The 15,173-nt window shown below is 71.0% G+C and carries 11 protein-coding genes; 3 read left to right on the forward strand and 8 right to left on the reverse strand.

All coding sequences use genetic code 11. From position 1 onward, the window contains the following. Window positions 1–8 precede the first annotated feature (8 nt). Window positions 9–875 (reverse strand): bifunctional methylenetetrahydrofolate dehydrogenase/methenyltetrahydrofolate cyclohydrolase, encoded by an 867-nt coding sequence (locus tag ACZ5CR_RS37075; RefSeq protein ID WP_468865918.1) that lies wholly within the window; start codon window positions 873–875, stop codon window positions 9–11. A gap of 266 nt (window positions 876–1,141) precedes the next feature. Between ACZ5CR_RS37075 and ACZ5CR_RS37080 the strand changes: the two genes are divergently transcribed. Beyond that, window positions 1,142–1,774, forward strand: a complete 633-nt coding sequence (locus ACZ5CR_RS37080) for a hypothetical protein (RefSeq protein ID WP_468865919.1) — start codon at window positions 1,142–1,144, stop codon at window positions 1,772–1,774. Window positions 1,775–1,871: 97 nt separating this feature from the next. On the opposite strand, the gene purH is transcribed toward ACZ5CR_RS37080, so the two are convergent. Continuing rightward, a complete protein-coding gene (purH, locus tag ACZ5CR_RS37085) occupies window positions 1,872–3,467 on the reverse strand; it encodes a bifunctional phosphoribosylaminoimidazolecarboxamide formyltransferase/IMP cyclohydrolase (RefSeq protein ID WP_468865921.1) in 1,596 nt (531 codons plus the stop codon). After that, window positions 3,464–4,093, reverse strand: a complete 630-nt coding sequence (gene purN / locus ACZ5CR_RS37090; protein ID WP_453536543.1) for a phosphoribosylglycinamide formyltransferase — start codon at window positions 4,091–4,093, stop codon at window positions 3,464–3,466. The genes purH and purN overlap by 4 nt, the downstream gene beginning before the upstream one ends. A 333-nt stretch (window positions 4,094–4,426) precedes the next feature. On the opposite strand from purN, the gene ACZ5CR_RS37095 reads away from it, so the two are divergent. Then, window positions 4,427–5,293, forward strand: a complete 867-nt coding sequence (locus ACZ5CR_RS37095; RefSeq protein ID WP_468865923.1) for a hypothetical protein — start codon at window positions 4,427–4,429, stop codon at window positions 5,291–5,293. Between the two features lie 54 nt (window positions 5,294–5,347). Here the strand turns inward: ACZ5CR_RS37095 and ACZ5CR_RS37100 are convergent, their stop codons facing one another. Beyond that, window positions 5,348–7,177, reverse strand: a complete 1,830-nt coding sequence (locus tag ACZ5CR_RS37100; protein ID WP_468865925.1) for a cell division protein PerM — start codon at window positions 7,175–7,177, stop codon at window positions 5,348–5,350. Between the two features lie 158 nt (window positions 7,178–7,335). On the opposite strand from ACZ5CR_RS37100, the gene ACZ5CR_RS37105 reads away from it, so the two are divergent. After that, window positions 7,336–8,634, forward strand: coding sequence for a helix-turn-helix domain-containing protein (locus ACZ5CR_RS37105; RefSeq protein ID WP_468865927.1), 1,299 nt, complete (start codon window positions 7,336–7,338; stop codon window positions 8,632–8,634). A 100-nt stretch (window positions 8,635–8,734) separates the two neighbouring features. On the opposite strand, the gene sucD is transcribed toward ACZ5CR_RS37105, so the two are convergent. The 4 genes from sucD to ACZ5CR_RS37125 all read right to left on the reverse strand — a co-directional run bounded on the left by sucD (window position 8,735) and on the right by ACZ5CR_RS37125 (window position 15,090). After that, on the reverse strand, window positions 8,735–9,619 hold the full coding sequence (gene sucD / locus ACZ5CR_RS37110; protein WP_389904221.1) for a succinate--CoA ligase subunit alpha: 885 nt from the start codon (window positions 9,617–9,619) through the stop codon (window positions 8,735–8,737). Between the two features lie 19 nt (window positions 9,620–9,638). Then, complete coding sequence (gene sucC / locus ACZ5CR_RS37115; protein ID WP_468865931.1) at window positions 9,639–10,817, reverse strand: ADP-forming succinate--CoA ligase subunit beta; 1,179 nt, start codon at window positions 10,815–10,817, stop codon at window positions 9,639–9,641. Window positions 10,818–11,188: 371 nt separating this feature from the next. Further along, the gene (locus ACZ5CR_RS37120; RefSeq protein WP_468865933.1) at window positions 11,189–12,397 is read right to left on the reverse strand and encodes a vWA domain-containing protein; all 1,209 of its coding nucleotides are present in this window, start codon (window positions 12,395–12,397) and stop codon (window positions 11,189–11,191) included. A 143-nt stretch (window positions 12,398–12,540) separates the two neighbouring features. Next, a complete protein-coding gene (locus tag ACZ5CR_RS37125; RefSeq protein ID WP_468865936.1) occupies window positions 12,541–15,090 on the reverse strand; it encodes a DUF5682 family protein in 2,550 nt (849 codons plus the stop codon). Between the last annotated feature and the right edge of the window lie 83 nt (window positions 15,091–15,173).

Here is a 15,173-nt window from a genome sequence, read left to right on the forward strand (position 1 = left end):
TTCCCGGTTCAGCTCGCGGCAGCGGTCGCGGCGCGCTCGGCGGCCTCGACGACGTTGACGAGCAGCTGCGCGCGCGTCATCGGGCCGACGCCGCCGGGGTTCGGCGAGATCCACCCGGCGACCTCGCGGACGCCCGGGTGCACATCGCCGACGATCTTGCCGGACTCGTCGCGCGAGACGCCGACGTCCAGGATCGCGGCGCCCGGCTTCACGTCCTCGGGCTTGATCAGGTGCGGTACGCCCGCAGCGGCCACGATGATGTCGGCCTGCTTGAGGTGCGTGGACAGGTCGCGCGTACCGGTGTGGCACTGCGTCACCGTCGCGTTCTCCGAGCGGCGGGTGAGCAGGAGCGGCATCGAGCGGCCGATCGTCACACCGCGGCCGACGACCACGACCTCGGCGCCGTTGATCTCCACGCCGTACTGACGCAGCAGCGTGATGATGCCGAACGGCGTGCAGGGCAGCGGCGCGGGCTCGTTCAGGACGAGGCGGCCGAGGTTCATCGGGTGCAGGCCGTCGGCGTCCTTGGCCGGGTCCATGAGTTCGAGGACGCGGTTCTCGTCGATGCCCTTGGGCAGCGGGAGCTGCACGATGTAGCCGGTGCAGGCCGGGTCGTCGTTGAGCTCGCGGACGACGGCCTCGATCTCGTCCTGCGTCGCGGTGGCGGGCAGTTCACGCTGGATGGAGGCGATGCCGACCTGCGCGCAGTCGCGGTGCTTGCCGGCGACGTACTTCTGGCTGCCCGGGTCGTCACCGACCAGAACAGTCCCGAGGCCGGGCGTGAGGCCCCTCTCCTTCAGGGCCGCCACGCGGGCGGTCAGTTCGGACTTGATCGCGGCTGCGGTGGCCTTGCCATCGAGAATCTGGGCGGTCATGACCCCATCTTCCCGGATGAGACCCGCCGGGTACCAATCAGGGCTCCGCCGCGGCCCGACTGTGTCTCAGCTGTGTCCCGGGACCTGACCAGCTCTGTTGCACTTGCACAACGCATACGCCATGCGGCTGGACAAATAAGCCTGGCCTAAAGAACGATATGCGACACAGTGCCGCGGGCAGTGTCGGGGGGACGGACCGCATCTGTAGAACTTTCCTCCGTGATGTGCCGCGTCGTCCCCGCATTACCCGACGGAGGAAGACCGCCATGAGTTACGGCGACCCGAACAACCCCTACGGTCCGCCGCAGGGTCAACAGCCCCCGGCCGCTCCCGGGTACGGCTACCCCCAGGCCCCGCCGCCCGGCGTCCCGCCGCAGCAGGGCTACGGCTACCCGCAGCAGCCCGCCTACCCCGGCTACCCGGGCGGCAACATGATGCCGCAGTCGATGCCGGGGCTGATGATGACGGCGCGTGTGCTGCTGTTCATCGTCTCCGCGGTGCAGATACTCATCGGTATCTTCGCGATCTTCGGCGCTGCCACGGTCAGCGACGCTTCGGATGCGGCGTCCGACACGTTCGGGGACAACGAGTTCTCCGACATCGGGCAGGGCTCGGCGGCAATCATCCTGGTCATCGCCCTGCTCTTCCTCGGGCTCGCCGCACTGTCGATCACACTCGGCGTGAAGTTCTCCAAGGGTGGACAGGGGGTCCGCATCACCACCATGGTGTACGGCATCCTCGGCGCCCTGTTCGGGGTACTGATCCTGATCGGTTCAGCCGGCGCCGACACCACCGTGGGGCTGGTCTGGGCGCTGCTCTGGATCGGCTTTGGAGGGATCATGGCCGCAGCAATGATCGCTCCTTCGGGTGCCGCGTGGTTCAACCGCCCGCGTTACTGAGCGACTTGGCCCCGCGCGGGGCACTGACGGTGGCCGCGCCCTTCCCGGAGGAAGGGCGCGGCCACCGTCGTATGCGCGCCGGACGCCGCTCGGCGGCTCAGTGGAAGAAGTGCCGCGTACCCGTGAAGTACATCGTCACGCCCGCCTTCTTCGCGGCCTCGACGACCAGCTCGTCACGGACCGAACCGCCCGGCTGCACCACGGCCTTGACGCCCGCGGCCGTGAGAATCTCCAGGCCGTCGGGGAACGGGAAGAACGCGTCAGAGGCGGCGTACGCGCCGCGCGCCCGCTCCTCGCCCGCCCGCTCGACCGCGAGCTTCGCGGAGTCGACGCGGTTGACCTGCCCCATGCCGACGCCGACCGAGGCGCCGTCCTTGGCGAGCAGGATCGCGTTGGACTTCACCGCGCGCGACGCCTTCCAGGCGAAGGCGAGTTCGGCGAGCTCGCCCGCGTTCAGGGCCTCACCCGTGGCGAGCGTCCAGTTGGCGGGGTCGTCGCCGTCGGCCTGGAGGCGGTCGGTGACCTGGAGGAGCGCGCCGCCGTCGATCTGCTTGACCTCGACCGTGTGGGACGGGGCCGCGTGGGCGCGCAGGACACGGATGTTCTTCTTCTTCGTGAGGACTTCGAGAGCGCCGTCCTCGTACTCGGGCGCGACGATGACCTCGGTGAAGATGTCGGCGACCTGCTCGGCCATCTCCTTGGAGACCGGGCGGTTGACGGCGATCACGCCGCCGAACGCGGAGAGCGGGTCGCAGGCGTGCGCCTTGCGGTGCGCCTCGGCGACGTTCGCGCCGATCGCGATGCCGCAGGGGTTGGCGTGCTTGATGATCGCGACGCAGGGGTCGTCGTGGTCGTACGCGGCACGGCGCGCGGCGTCCGTGTCCGTGTAGTTGTTGTACGACATCTCCTTGCCGTGCAGCTGCTCGGCCTCGGCGAGGCCTCCATTGCCGTCGACGTAGAGGGCGGCGCCCTGGTGCGGGTTCTCGCCGTAGCGCAGGACGTTCTTGCGCGCGTACGCGCTGCCGATGAACTCGGGGAAGGCCGAGCTGTCGTCCGCCGCGCTGTGCTCATCAGCGGCTCCGCCGCGGGCGTCCGCGAACCACGAGGCGACCGCGAGGTCGTACTCGGCGGTGTGGCGGAACGCTTCGGCGGCCAGGCGCTTGCGTGCGGTCAGGTCGAAACCGCCGGTACGGACGGCGGCGAGCACGTCGGCGTACCGGGCGGGGCTCGTGATGACCGACACCGAGGGGTGGTTCTTGGCGGCGGCGCGGACCATCGAGGGGCCGCCGATGTCGATCTGCTCCACGCACTCGTCGGGCGTCGCGCCCGACGCGACGGTCGCCTTGAAGGGGTAGAGGTTCACGACGACCAGCTGGAACGGCTCGATGCCGAGGTCGGCGAGCTGGCGCTGGTGGTCCTCCAGGCGCAGGTCGGCGAGGATCCCGGCGTGCACGCGCGGGTGCAGCGTCTTGACCCGGCCGTCCAGGCACTCGGGGAAGCCGGTCAGCTCCTCGACCTTGGTGACGGGCACCCCGGCGGCGGCGATCTTCGCGGCGGTCGAACCGGTCGAGACGAGCTCGACGCCGGCCTCGTGCAGCCCGCGCGCGAGCTCCTCGAGCCCGGTCTTGTCATAGACGCTGATGAGCGCGCGCTTGATGGGGCGCTGCGAACCGTGCGTACCTTCGGCGGTCACGGGATAAGTACCTTTCGTCCCTCAATGCGGTAGCCGTTACGGGCCAGACGCCCCACGACATCGACGAGCAGCCTTCGCTCGACTTCCTTGATGCGCTCGTGCAGAGCGCTCTCGTCGTCCTCATCCCCGACCGGGACCACGCCCTGGGCGATGACCGGACCGGTGTCGACGCCGTCGTCGACGAAGTGGACGGTGCATCCCGTGACCTTCGCGCCGTACGCGAGCGCGTCGCGCACACCGTGGGCCCCCGGGAAGCTGGGCAGCAGGGCGGGGTGCGTATTGACGAACCGGCCGCCGAACCGTGCGAGGAATCGCTTCCCCACGATCTTCATGAACCCGGCCGACACGACCAGATCGGGCTCGTACGAGGCGGTGGCCTCGGCCAGCGCCGCGTCCCACTCGTCACGCGTCGCGTGGTCCTTCACCCGGCAGACGAAGGTGGGAATCCCGGCGCTCTCGGCACGCTCAAGGCCGACGATGCCGTCGCGGTCGGCGCCGACCGCGACGATCTCGGCGCCGTACCCCGCCGCCCCGTCCGTCGCGATCTTGTCGAGCAGAGCCTGCAGATTCGTACCTGATCCGGAGACCAGCACGACGAGGCGCTTGGCCACAGGGCTCTTGGCCACAGCGGGGCCCTTTCTCGGGAGGTGCGTCTTTGTACGGTCGTACGAAAGCTTCATCTCCCGCGATAGGGGAACTCTACGAAGCCGCCGACCGTCAGCAACGATACCGGCACACGGTGCGGCCCCTCACGGGACGGGGGCGCGGCCGGAAGGTAGCGTCTGCACCAAGACGTCACATGACGTCCTACCGTCCAGAACACCGTTCGGGACTCCGCTCGGGATTCCGCTCGGGACCGTTCGGGATTCCGCTCGGGACCGTTCGGGACTCCGTTCGGGATTCCGTTCAGAAGTTCGCTCGACCAAAGTTCGCTCGACCAAGGGGAAGACGCACACCTGATGCCGGACCGTAGCCTCCGCCTCCCGCTGTCCTTCGCGTTCGGGTTGACGCATGGAGGGGAGCGCGGCTCGACGCTGCTGCGCGACGGCCGCCCGTCGTCCCCGCCGCAGGACTCCCAGGGCTCCGGGAGTTCCGACTCCTCCGGCTCCTCCGACTCCTCTGGCTCCTCCTCTGGCTCCTCCTCCGGCTCGGGCAGCTCCGGGAAGAAGGACGACAATCCCTTCGCGCCGCCGCCGGAGGGGACGCCGGACAAGCCGTGGCGGCCCCGCCCCGGCAATGGCGGCGAAGGCTCCGACGACCAGGGCCACTCCCCCTGGGGCAGCCAGTGGAGCGACCGGCAGCCCGGGCGCTCCCAGGGCGGCGGCTTCGGCGAGCGGCCCGGCCAGCAGGGCGGGGGCCAGGGTCCCGACGGTGGTCCTTCCGGCTCCGGATCCGGCAGCGGCATGCGCTGGGACCCGACCGACCCGGCCCAGCGCCGCGCACGGTACGCCCTGCTCTCCGGCATGTGGGCGTTCTTCTTCGCGCTCTTCGGCTGGCGGTCCGTCGCCCTGCTCCTGGGCGCGCTCGCGCTGAACTGGGGCATCAGCGCGCTGCGGGCCAAGCCGAAGCAGCCGGACCCGACGGCGCCCGCCGCACAGCAGCCCGCGGCCGACCTCACGAGCTCCAAGCCGCAGAGGACGGCGGCGATCAGCGGCCTGGTGACGGCGTCGCTCGCCCTGGCGATGGTGGCGGCGACGTTCGCGGCGCAGCTGGTGTACAGCGACTACTACACGTGCGCCACCGACGCGCTCACGAGCCAGTCGCAGCAGGAGTGCAACGACCTTCTGCCGAAGCAGCTGCGGCCACTGCTGGGCGAGCAGGACTGACGTTGGGTTGGGGTGGGGTGGCGGGGCCTTGGGCTCCGTCCCACCCCGCCCCTCTCAAGGCGTCGGCGGGCGCTCCTCTTTGCTCGCGTCCCTCAGCGCCGCCCAGCGGGCCTCGCGGGCCGCGTCGTCGTGCCAGTCCGCCATGCCCCAGTCCGCCGTGTCCACCGCCGGTGTACGCGGCAGGAAGTCGTACGGCTCGAACGGCTCCGAGGCCGGAGTCGGCGGCTCCGGAGGCGGCGGGCTCTGGCGGCGGGAGAGCTGGGGGAGGCGTAGGCGGGGAGCGCGTAGGCGGGGCAGGCGTAGGCGGGGGACGCGCAGTTGCGGGACATGCAGTTGCGGGACATGCAGCTGCGGGACATGCAGCTGCGGGATGCGTGGTCTCGGCAGCTTGGGCAGCCTGAGCCAGGTCCGGCGCGGGGCGGTCTCGGCAGGCGTGGTTTCGTCAGGCGCGGTCTCGCGTGGTGTGGTTTCGCGTGGCGTGGATTCGCGTGATGTCGCCTCGCGTGGCGTGGTGTCGCGTGATGTCGCCTCGCGTGGTGCGGCCTCGCCCGGTGCAGTCCCGCGTGACGCGGTCCGGTGCGACGCGGTCCGGCGTGTCCGCAAGCGCCAGGCCCGTCCCAGCAGGGCGAACGGCACCCCCACCGCCGCCGTCCACCCCAGCGCCGCCGCCCCCGTCTGCCACCACACCGGCCCGAACTCGGCCAGGACGGCCACGCCCATCGGACCGCCCGCCAGCGCCGCGAGCCCCGCCATGACCGCCCCGCACAGCGCCGCCGCCGCCACCGCGACCAGCGCCGTCCGCCCCCGTGACCACGCCCCGTCGCGCTCCCCGGAGGCAGGCGCCGCCGCCCCCGCCGTGAACCAGGCCACCGCGATGCCCGCCCCCACAGGCACCGCTCCCGCCGCCCACGTCAAAGGCGACCCCGGCCCGTCCCCCGGCACCGCGGCGAGCAACGGGAACGCCGGCAGCATCGGCCCCGCGCTCACGGCGAGCGGCCCCGCCACACTCCCCGTGCCGAGCGCGAACCCCGGGCCGAGGCTGTACGCGGCGCCCCACACCGCCGCGTTCGGCACCAGCGCCATGGCGAGCAGCAGCACCGCGAAGCGGCCCGACCACACGTCCGTGAGCTGCGCGAACGACGCCTTCGCAAGACCGCCGTGCAGGACGAGGGACGCCGCGACAAGGAGCGCTCCGCCGCCGACAAGGACCAGCGCCCCGGCCGCCGCGGCCCTCGTGACGGCGCGGATGTAGGGACGTACGAAGAAGGGACGTACCCGCGCGGGCAGCGCACGAAGGCCCGCCCGCACCACGCCCGGCAAAGGGCTCCCGGGCCGTTCGAGCGCCGCCCAGACCCCCACCGCCGCCGCGCCGCCCACGAGCACCGGCATGTGCAGGGCCGCGCTCGGCCACGACGGCCGCAGCTCGCCCCCGGCCGCGTACAGCGTCGCGGCGGCGCCGATCAGCAGATAGCCCCCGACCACCCCGCACCACGCGGTCCGCGGCGCCATCCCCCGCTCCTGCGGATCCGCCGCGACCCGCGCCGCCCGGTACGCCAGCCAGCCCGGAAGCACCATCAGGAGCAAGGGCGTGACGCCGAGCGGCGCCGACGCCCCGGAGAGCGTGTCGGTCCTGATCAGCTCCGTGCCGTGGGCGATGAGCCAGACCGCGGCGGCGACATGCAGCGCCCCGCTGGGCCCGCTGTCCGGGTAGGGCGAGCTGATCCAGAGGACCATCACCAGGACGGCGATCGAGCCGAGCCCGAGCCCGGCCGCCACGGCCCCTCCGAACAGGCACGTCGCAAGGCCGGGCCGACGGTCGCGCACCCGCTCGATCAGCGGCTTGAGGGGCGGCAACGGTGAGCTGCGGTCGGTGATATGAGTCACGTCGCCATGCTCCCAACGACACGCGCTTTCTCCTCGTAACAGGCGAATACCGGATGTGTCGCTCAAGATATGTTTATGTACTTTTTCGTACGACGGATCAGTCACGCCCGGCTACCCGCCGCACGAAGGCCCACGGCCCACGGCGCGGAGAGTCCGACATGACCCAGAGCCATGCCACACCGTTGCCGTCCCCCAAGGAACGGCGGCGCCTGCGCGAGGCGAAGTCCCTGAGCCAGACCGAGATCGCGGCCCGGGTGGGCGTCACCCGGGAGACGGTCCGCTCCTGGGAGTCGGGCCGCTCGGCGCCGCGCGGCCGCAGGCGTGAGGTCTACACGAGGCTGCTCGCCGAACTCGCGAACGAACAGACCGTCGCGGGCAAGCGGGGCAAGCGCTCGGCGCGGCGCACCAGCTGGGCGCAGAACCTGCCGCAGCCGCCGGTCGAGGACACCAAGGGCGGCAAGTCTCCCGCTCGGATCCCGGTGGGCGCCGCGATAAACGGCCACACGCGGCCCGAGCCTCCGGTGGTGCGGGTGACGACGACTGTCGAACCGGGGACGGGGACGGGGTCAGGGTCGGGGACGGCGCTGAGGCTGGGACCGAAACCTGGGCCCGGGCCGGAGACCGTGGAGGCGTCGGGGGCGCCGGAGTCCTTCGCCGGGGCAACCCCCGCCGAAGCCTTCGACGCGCTCTGCTCGACCTGCGCCCCCGGCCTCGTACGCCAGACCTACCTGCTCACCGGCCGCCGCACCCTCGCCCAGGAATCCGTGGAGCGCGCCTTCCAGCTCGCCTGGCAGCGCTGGCCCGAGGTCGCCGTCGACCGCGACCCCGCGGGCTGGGTGCGCGCGGCGGCGTACGAGTACGCGATGTCCCCCTGGCACCGCCTGCGCCCCTCCCACCGGCACCCGGACGCCCCGCCCGCCGCACTGGACGACCGCGCGTTCCTCAACGTACTGATGAGCCTGCCGCCCGCGCAGCGCCGCACCCTGCTGCTCTACGACGGCGTCGGGCTCGACCTGCCCGAGACCGCAGCCGAGACGGAGGCGAGTACTCCCGCGGCGGCCGGCCGGCTGCTGCGCGCCCGCGAGACGATCACCGAGCGGCTCCCCGAACTGGCGGCGACACCCGACGCCCTGCACCAGCGTCTCGGCGAACTGTGCGGGGCGGAGAAGCTGCGGTCCCCGAACGCGGGCCGGGTGCGCACCGGGAGCGAACACCGCGCCCGCTTCTGGACCCGGGCGGCGATCGCCTTCACCGCCCTGATCGTCGGCGCGACGGCGCTCACCCTCAGAACGGCCCCCACGCACTACGAGCCACCCCAGTCCCCCGGAAAGGCCATCAGCGGCGTACCGCCCAGGATGGGCCCGGGCCACCTCACGTACGCGGACCAGATCCTCCACAAGAAGCTCCGCGAGGACCTGTCGAACGGCCCGGAGAGACTGACGCCGCTGCCGAGATGACGAGCGCCCCTTCAGCTTCAGACAAACAGCTTCAGACAAAAAGGTGGGCCCGCATCTCACACAAGAGATGCGGGCCCACCTTGAACAGCTAGGTCAAGCTTCAGCCGGCCAGAATCGCCCGCGCGAGCTTGGCCGTCTCGGTCGGCGTCTTGCCGACCTTGACGCCCGCGGCCTCGAGGGCCTCCTTCTTGGCCTGCGCGGTACCGGAGGAGCCGGAGACGATGGCGCCGGCGTGGCCCATGGTCTTGCCCTCGGGCGCCGTGAAACCGGCGACGTAGCCGACGACCGGCTTCGTCACGTTGGCCTTGATGTAGTCCGCCGCACGCTCCTCGGCGTCGCCGCCGATCTCGCCGATCATGACGATCAGGTCGGTCTCGGGGTCGGCCTCGAACGCCTCGAGGGCGTCGATGTGCGTCGTGCCGATGACGGGGTCGCCACCGATGCCGACGGCCGAGGAGAAGCCGATGTCACGGAGCTCGTACATCATCTGGTACGTCAGCGTGCCGGACTTCGAGACCAGGCCGATACGGCCCGGCTTCGTGATGTCGCCCGGGATGATGCCGGCGTTCGACTGGCCCGGGGTGATGAGACCGGGGCAGTTCGGGCCGATGATGCGGGTCTTGTTGCCCTTCGACTTCGCGTACGCCCAGAAGGCGGCGGAGTCGTGGACGGCGATGCCCTCGGTGATGACGACCGCGAGGGGGATCTCGGCGTCGATCGCCTCGACGACGGCGGCCTTGGAGAAGGCCGGCGGCACGAAGAGGACGGAGACGTTGGCGCCCGTCTTCTCCATCGCCTCGGCGACGGAGCCGAAGACCGGTACCTCGGTGCCGTCGAAGTCGACGGACGTGCCGGCCTTGCGCGGGTTCACGCCACCGACGATGTTCGTGCCGTCGCCCAGCATGAGCTTGGTGTGCTTCATGCCCGTGGCACCGGTCATGCCCTGGACGATGACCTTGCTGTCCTTGGTCAGGAAGATAGCCATGGTGTTCTGACCTGGTCCCTTACTTCGCAGCCGCGAGCTCGGCGGCCTTGTCGGCCGCGCCGTCCATGGTGTCCACGCGCTGTACGAGCGGGTGGTTGGCGTCCGACAGGATCTTGCGACCCAGCTCCGCGTTGTTGCCGTCGAGACGGACGACCAGCGGCTTGGTGACTTCCTCGCCCTTGGACTTGAGGAGCTCCAGCGCCTGGACGATGCCGTTGGCGACCTCGTCGCACGCGGTGATGCCACCGAAGACGTTGACGAAGACGGACTTGACGTCCGGGTCGCCGAGGATGATCTCCAGGCCGTTCGCCATGACCTCGGCCGAAGCGCCGCCACCGATGTCGAGGAAGTTGGCCGGCTTGACGTTGTTGTGCGCCTCACCGGCGTACGCGACGACGTCGAGGGTGCTCATGACGAGACCCGCGCCGTTGCCGATGATGCCGACCTCGCCGTCGAGCTTGACGTAGTTGAGGTTCTTGGCCTTGGCGGCAGCCTCGAGCGGGTTGGCTGCTTCCTTGTCCTCGAGGGCCTCGTGGTCGGCCTGGCGGAAGTCGGCGTTCTCGTCGAGCGAGACCTTGCCGTCAAGGGCCAGGATGCGGCCGTCCTTGGTCTTCACCAGCGGGTTGACCTCGACGAGGAGCGCGTCCTCGGCGACGAAGGTGTCCCACAGGGTCACCATGGCCTCGGCGACACCCTCGGCCACCTCGGCCGGGAACTTCGCCTGGGCCACGATCTCGCGGGCCTTCTCGATGTCCACGCCGTCCACGGCGTTGACCGGGACCTTCGCGAGGGCCTCGGGAGTCTTCTCCGCGACCTCCTCGATGTCCATGCCGCCCTGCACCGACGCCATGGCGAGGAAGGTGCGGTTGGTGCGGTCGAGGAGGTACGAGACGTAGTACTCCGCCTCGATCTCCGGGGACAGCTCGGCGATCATCACCTTGTGGACCGTGTGGCCCTTGATGTCCATCCCGAGAATGTCCGTCGCGCGAGCGACGGCCTCGTCCGGGTTGGCGGCCAGCTTCACGCCGCCGGCCTTGCCGCGGCCACCGACCTTCACCTGTGCCTTGACGACCGACTTGCCGCCCAGCTTCTCGGTGGCCTCGCGCGCCGCCTCAGGCGTGTCGATGACTTCACCGGCCAGCACCGGTACACCGTGCTTGGCGAAGAGGTCCCTCGCCTGGTACTCGAACAGGTCCACGCGCGTCCGTCCCTTTTCCGTGATCTCGCTGCGATCTCGCTGCTTTGTGGTCAGCTGTCTGCGTGGGCGTGCCGCGGAGGGCAACGTGACTGCGCTGTCACAAGGGAGGCGTAGGACGGAGTCCGGTACGCGGCATGTCCGTCTCGCAGGTTATCGCCGTGGGCCGTAGGTCCCTAAATCGCAGATCACATTTGGGCGGTGATGACTGTCACAGATCGCGGATCCGGGTGCAGGGAGGGCGGCCCCTGTGGTGACAGGGACCACTTCGCCTGCTTCCGTTTGCTCCCATTTGCTCCTGTGACGCCGTTACCGATGCGCACTCATATCCCGTGTGGATTCGTGTCCGGGGTGGATTCGTGTCCGATGTGGATTCATATCCGGTGTGGATTCGTGTCCGGTATGGGAAGTGGGCGCTTCTCGATCGCCGCTGCCATCACCTCGGGGAAGAGGTCCGGGGTGCATGCGAAGGCCGGTGCGTCCAGCGCCGAGAGCGCCGCCGCGTGCTCTCGGTCGTACGCGGGCGTGCCCTCGTCGGAGAGCGCGAGCAACGTCACGAACTGGACCCCGGACGCCTTCATCGCCGCGACCCGCTTCAGCATCTCGTTGCGTATGCCCCCTTCGTAGAGGTCACTGATGAGCACGACGATGGTGTCGGCTGGCCGGGTGATCTGCGACTGGCAGTACGCGAGCGCCCGGTTGATGTCGGTCCCGCCTCCCAGCTGCGTGCCGAACAGGACATCCACCGGGTCGTCGAGCTGATCGGTGAGGTCGACGACATTCGTGTCGAAGACGACGAGCCGCGTGTTGAGCGACCGCATCGACCCGAGCACGGCACCGAACACCGAGGCGTAGACGACGGACGCCGCCATCGAGCCCGACTGGTCGATGCAGAGGATGACCTCCTTCTTCACGGACTGCGATGCCCGCCCGTACCCGATGAGCCGCTCGGGCACGATCGTCTTGTACTCCGGCAGGTAGTTCTTGAGGTTGACCGCGATCGTGCGGTTCCAGTCGATGTCGTGGTGGCGCGGCCTGCTGACGCGGGCGCTGCGGTCGAGCGCGCCGGTGAGGGTGGCGCGGGTGCGCGTGGCGAGCCGCTTCTCCAGGTCCTCGACGACCTTGCGCACGACGGCCCGCGCGGTCTCCTTGGTCGTCTCCGGCATGGCCTTGTTGAGGGAGAGGAGCGTCCCCACCAGATGCACGTCGGCCTCCACGGCCTCCAGCATCTCCGGCTCCAGGAGCAGCGTGGAGAGGCCGAGCCGCTCGATGGCGTCGCGCTGCATGACCTGGACGACGGACGAGGGGAAGTACGTCCGGATGTCCCCGAGCCAGCGCGACACGGACGGCGCGGATGCCCCGAGCCCCGCCGAACGGTCCCGCCCCCGGTCCTTCTTCCCCCCGTCCCCTCCCCCGTACAACGCACCGAGCGCCCCGTCCATCGCCGCGTCCCGCCCGACGAGCTCACACCCCGTGCCATCCGCCGCACCCCCACCAAGCACAAGCCGCCACCTCCGCAGCCGCTCCTCCGCGGGATCCAGAACCGGCCCAGACGCCACATCCGGGGCCACATCCGGGGCCACCCCCTGCACCACTCCCCCGGCCCCGGCCCTGGCCCCGGCCCCGCCATGACCTGTTCCCCCCTGAGCTGCGGCTGCTGCCCCTGCTCGAACACCGGCTCCCAGAGCCACTCCCAGATCCACTCCCTCAGTCATGTCCTGCGTCATCAGCCCACCCCCACAAGCTCGTCACCGTCACCCTCACCGAGCCCGGCCCAAGCCCCGGCCCCGGGCTCGGACCCGCCCCCGCCTCTGACCCCGGCCCCGGCCCCGGCCCCGGCCCCGAGCAACAGACTCAGCACCGGCAGAACGGCATCCGCGCGCTCGGCGTCAAGCTCCGCCCCGAAGCCAGGTATCCCACCGGCAACGCCCAAGCCGCCTCCGCCCGCCGCCGGCCCTCGTCTCACCAGCTCGCCCAGAGTCCGCCGCACTCCCGGTTCGTACGCCGAGAAGGTGCGCCGCAGCAGAGGCAGCACGTCAGTGAAGGCTCGGTCAGGGACCCCGCTCAACCAGTCGTCGACAAGCCCGAGCAGCCGCTCGTCGTGCACGAGCAACATGCCGCCCCCGGACCCACCGCCCACGAACCCCTCGACCCAGGCGGCTGCTTCAGCGGGTTCGGTCCCCCGGGACAGGGCCAACCCCATGAATCGAGCGGCCTCCCCATCGGCCAACTCCCCGCCGTCCGTCAGGATCCGCACACACCGCCCCCGCACCACCCCGGCAACGCTGTCCCGCTCCCCCAACACCTTCAACACGGAGAACCACCGCTCCCGCATACGAGCCGCCCCAGCCCCCGCCCCCGAAGACGCGGACGCCGAAGCAGCGGCGGAGGCGGAGGCAGGGGTAGACGCAGACTCAGGCACAGGCACAGGCGCAGAGGCAGAGGCAGACGAAGAGGCAGGCGTACGTCCATCGCCCAACTCCCCCAGTAAGCCCACCGCCTGGTGAACCGCGTCCACATGCCCCCGCATCTCCAGCGCCGCATCCTGGTCGAGCCCCGCACACGCTGGAGGCAGCCCGACGAACACCCGCTCGGCAAGCCCCCCGGCCACCTCGCCGAGCGCGGCGGTGTCCGTGCCCCGCACATCCCCGTACCGAAGCGACCGCACCAACGCGGGCAACGCCTGCGCCAGATGCCCGACGTCCGCATCCAGCGCCGCCCGGTCCGCCAGAACCCGCATCACCACCGGCAACGCCTGCGGCAACTCGGCCAGCAGACACCGCTCGGCCAGCGCGGTGACATCGGCCAGCGCGCTCGCCCCGACGGCATCGGACTCCGCCCGAGCGGTGGCCGCCGACACCACGGTCGTCCCCCACACCCCCGCCTCCGCCACCCGCACGGAGAGCTCCGGCTCCCACCGCAGTCGCCAGGTCTCCCGGAACGTACCCGTGCTCCCCCGCGACGCCACGGGCTCGCCCCAGCCGATCCCGAGCAGCCGGAGCCGATGCAGCAGCCTGCTGCGAGCCGCGTCCGTCTCCTTGCGCAGATCGAGCTCCAACTCCCTCTCGAAAGCCTCCGGTTTGAGCCGGAGCTTCCGCTGGAGCCGCGTGAGATCGCGCTGCAACGGCACCGCCGGCGCGGAGTCCGGCACCTCCCCGAGCACGTCCCCGACGACGAGCTTGTCGTGCACGAGGGAGAGCGGCACGTCGGAGCCCTCGCACATCACCGCCCGGATCGCGTCCATCGTCTCGGTGAGTCCCGGCAGCGGACGCCCCCGCATCACAGCGAGCGTCTCCGCGAGCCGTACCGCCTCGATGACATGCGCGGACGACACGAGCCTGTCCTCGTCCCGAAAAAGCCGCGCGACCTTGGTCAGCCAGCGCTCGACGGGGCGGTCGGGCGCGCCGAACAGATGCCCGTACCACCCGGGCGAGGCGATACCCGCCCCGTATCCACTCGCCCGCGAGAGCCGCCGGTGCGTCCAGGGCACCCAGGTCATGTCGACCTTCACCTTGGGCAGCCCCTTGAGCAGCGCCCGGTCGGCCGCCACGGTCACCTTCTGCCGCAGCGCGGGCACATGCCAGGCCCCGCACACGACCGCGACGCCGTCCGCTCCGAACTCCCGCTGCGCCGCCCGCACCTGGATCCGCATGTACGCCTCGCGCACCAGGTCACGGTCGTGCCCTCCGGTCCCGTACTCCTCGCGCAGCACCCCCATGGCCTCTCCGAGGGCTTCGAACGGCGCGAACACGTCACCGCCCCCGCCCCGGTGCTCGACGACGTCCTCCCACCACCGCTCGGGGTCGTCGTACCCGGCGGTCTCCGCGAGCACCGCAAGAGGATCGATCCGCACCGCGTCCGCGTCCCCCGAAGCTCCGGGGTCGCCGGGCTCCCCCTCCGGCGCCTCCTCCGTCCCCTCCGCCCGCGCCAGCGAATGCGCCGCCGGAAGGTCCATGAACCGGACGGGAACCCCGGCCCCGGCGGCCCATTTGATCGCCACCCACTCCGGCGAGAACTCGGCCAGCGGCCAGAACGCCGACCTGCCCGGTTCGTCCACGACGTGCGCAAGGAGCGCGACTGGCGGCCGCATCCCCTCGTCCGCCGCGAGCGCCACCAGCGCGTCGGCCTCCGGCGGCCCCTCGATCAGGACCACACGCGGCGCGCCTTCCTCAAGCGCTGCCCGCACCGCACGCGCGGACCCAGGCCCGTGATGCCGCACTCCGAGCAGCAACGGCCCCTCGCCAGCCCGAGTCGCTCCCCGCACCTCGTCGCTCATGTCCGCCCCTCCCCTTCTCCCACGAACCAGCCACCGTCACAACCACACCCGCCCCCGCACCCGCACCCGTCATGGCCACGCCC

This window comes from Streptomyces sp. NPDC031274 (genome assembly GCF_055570235.1).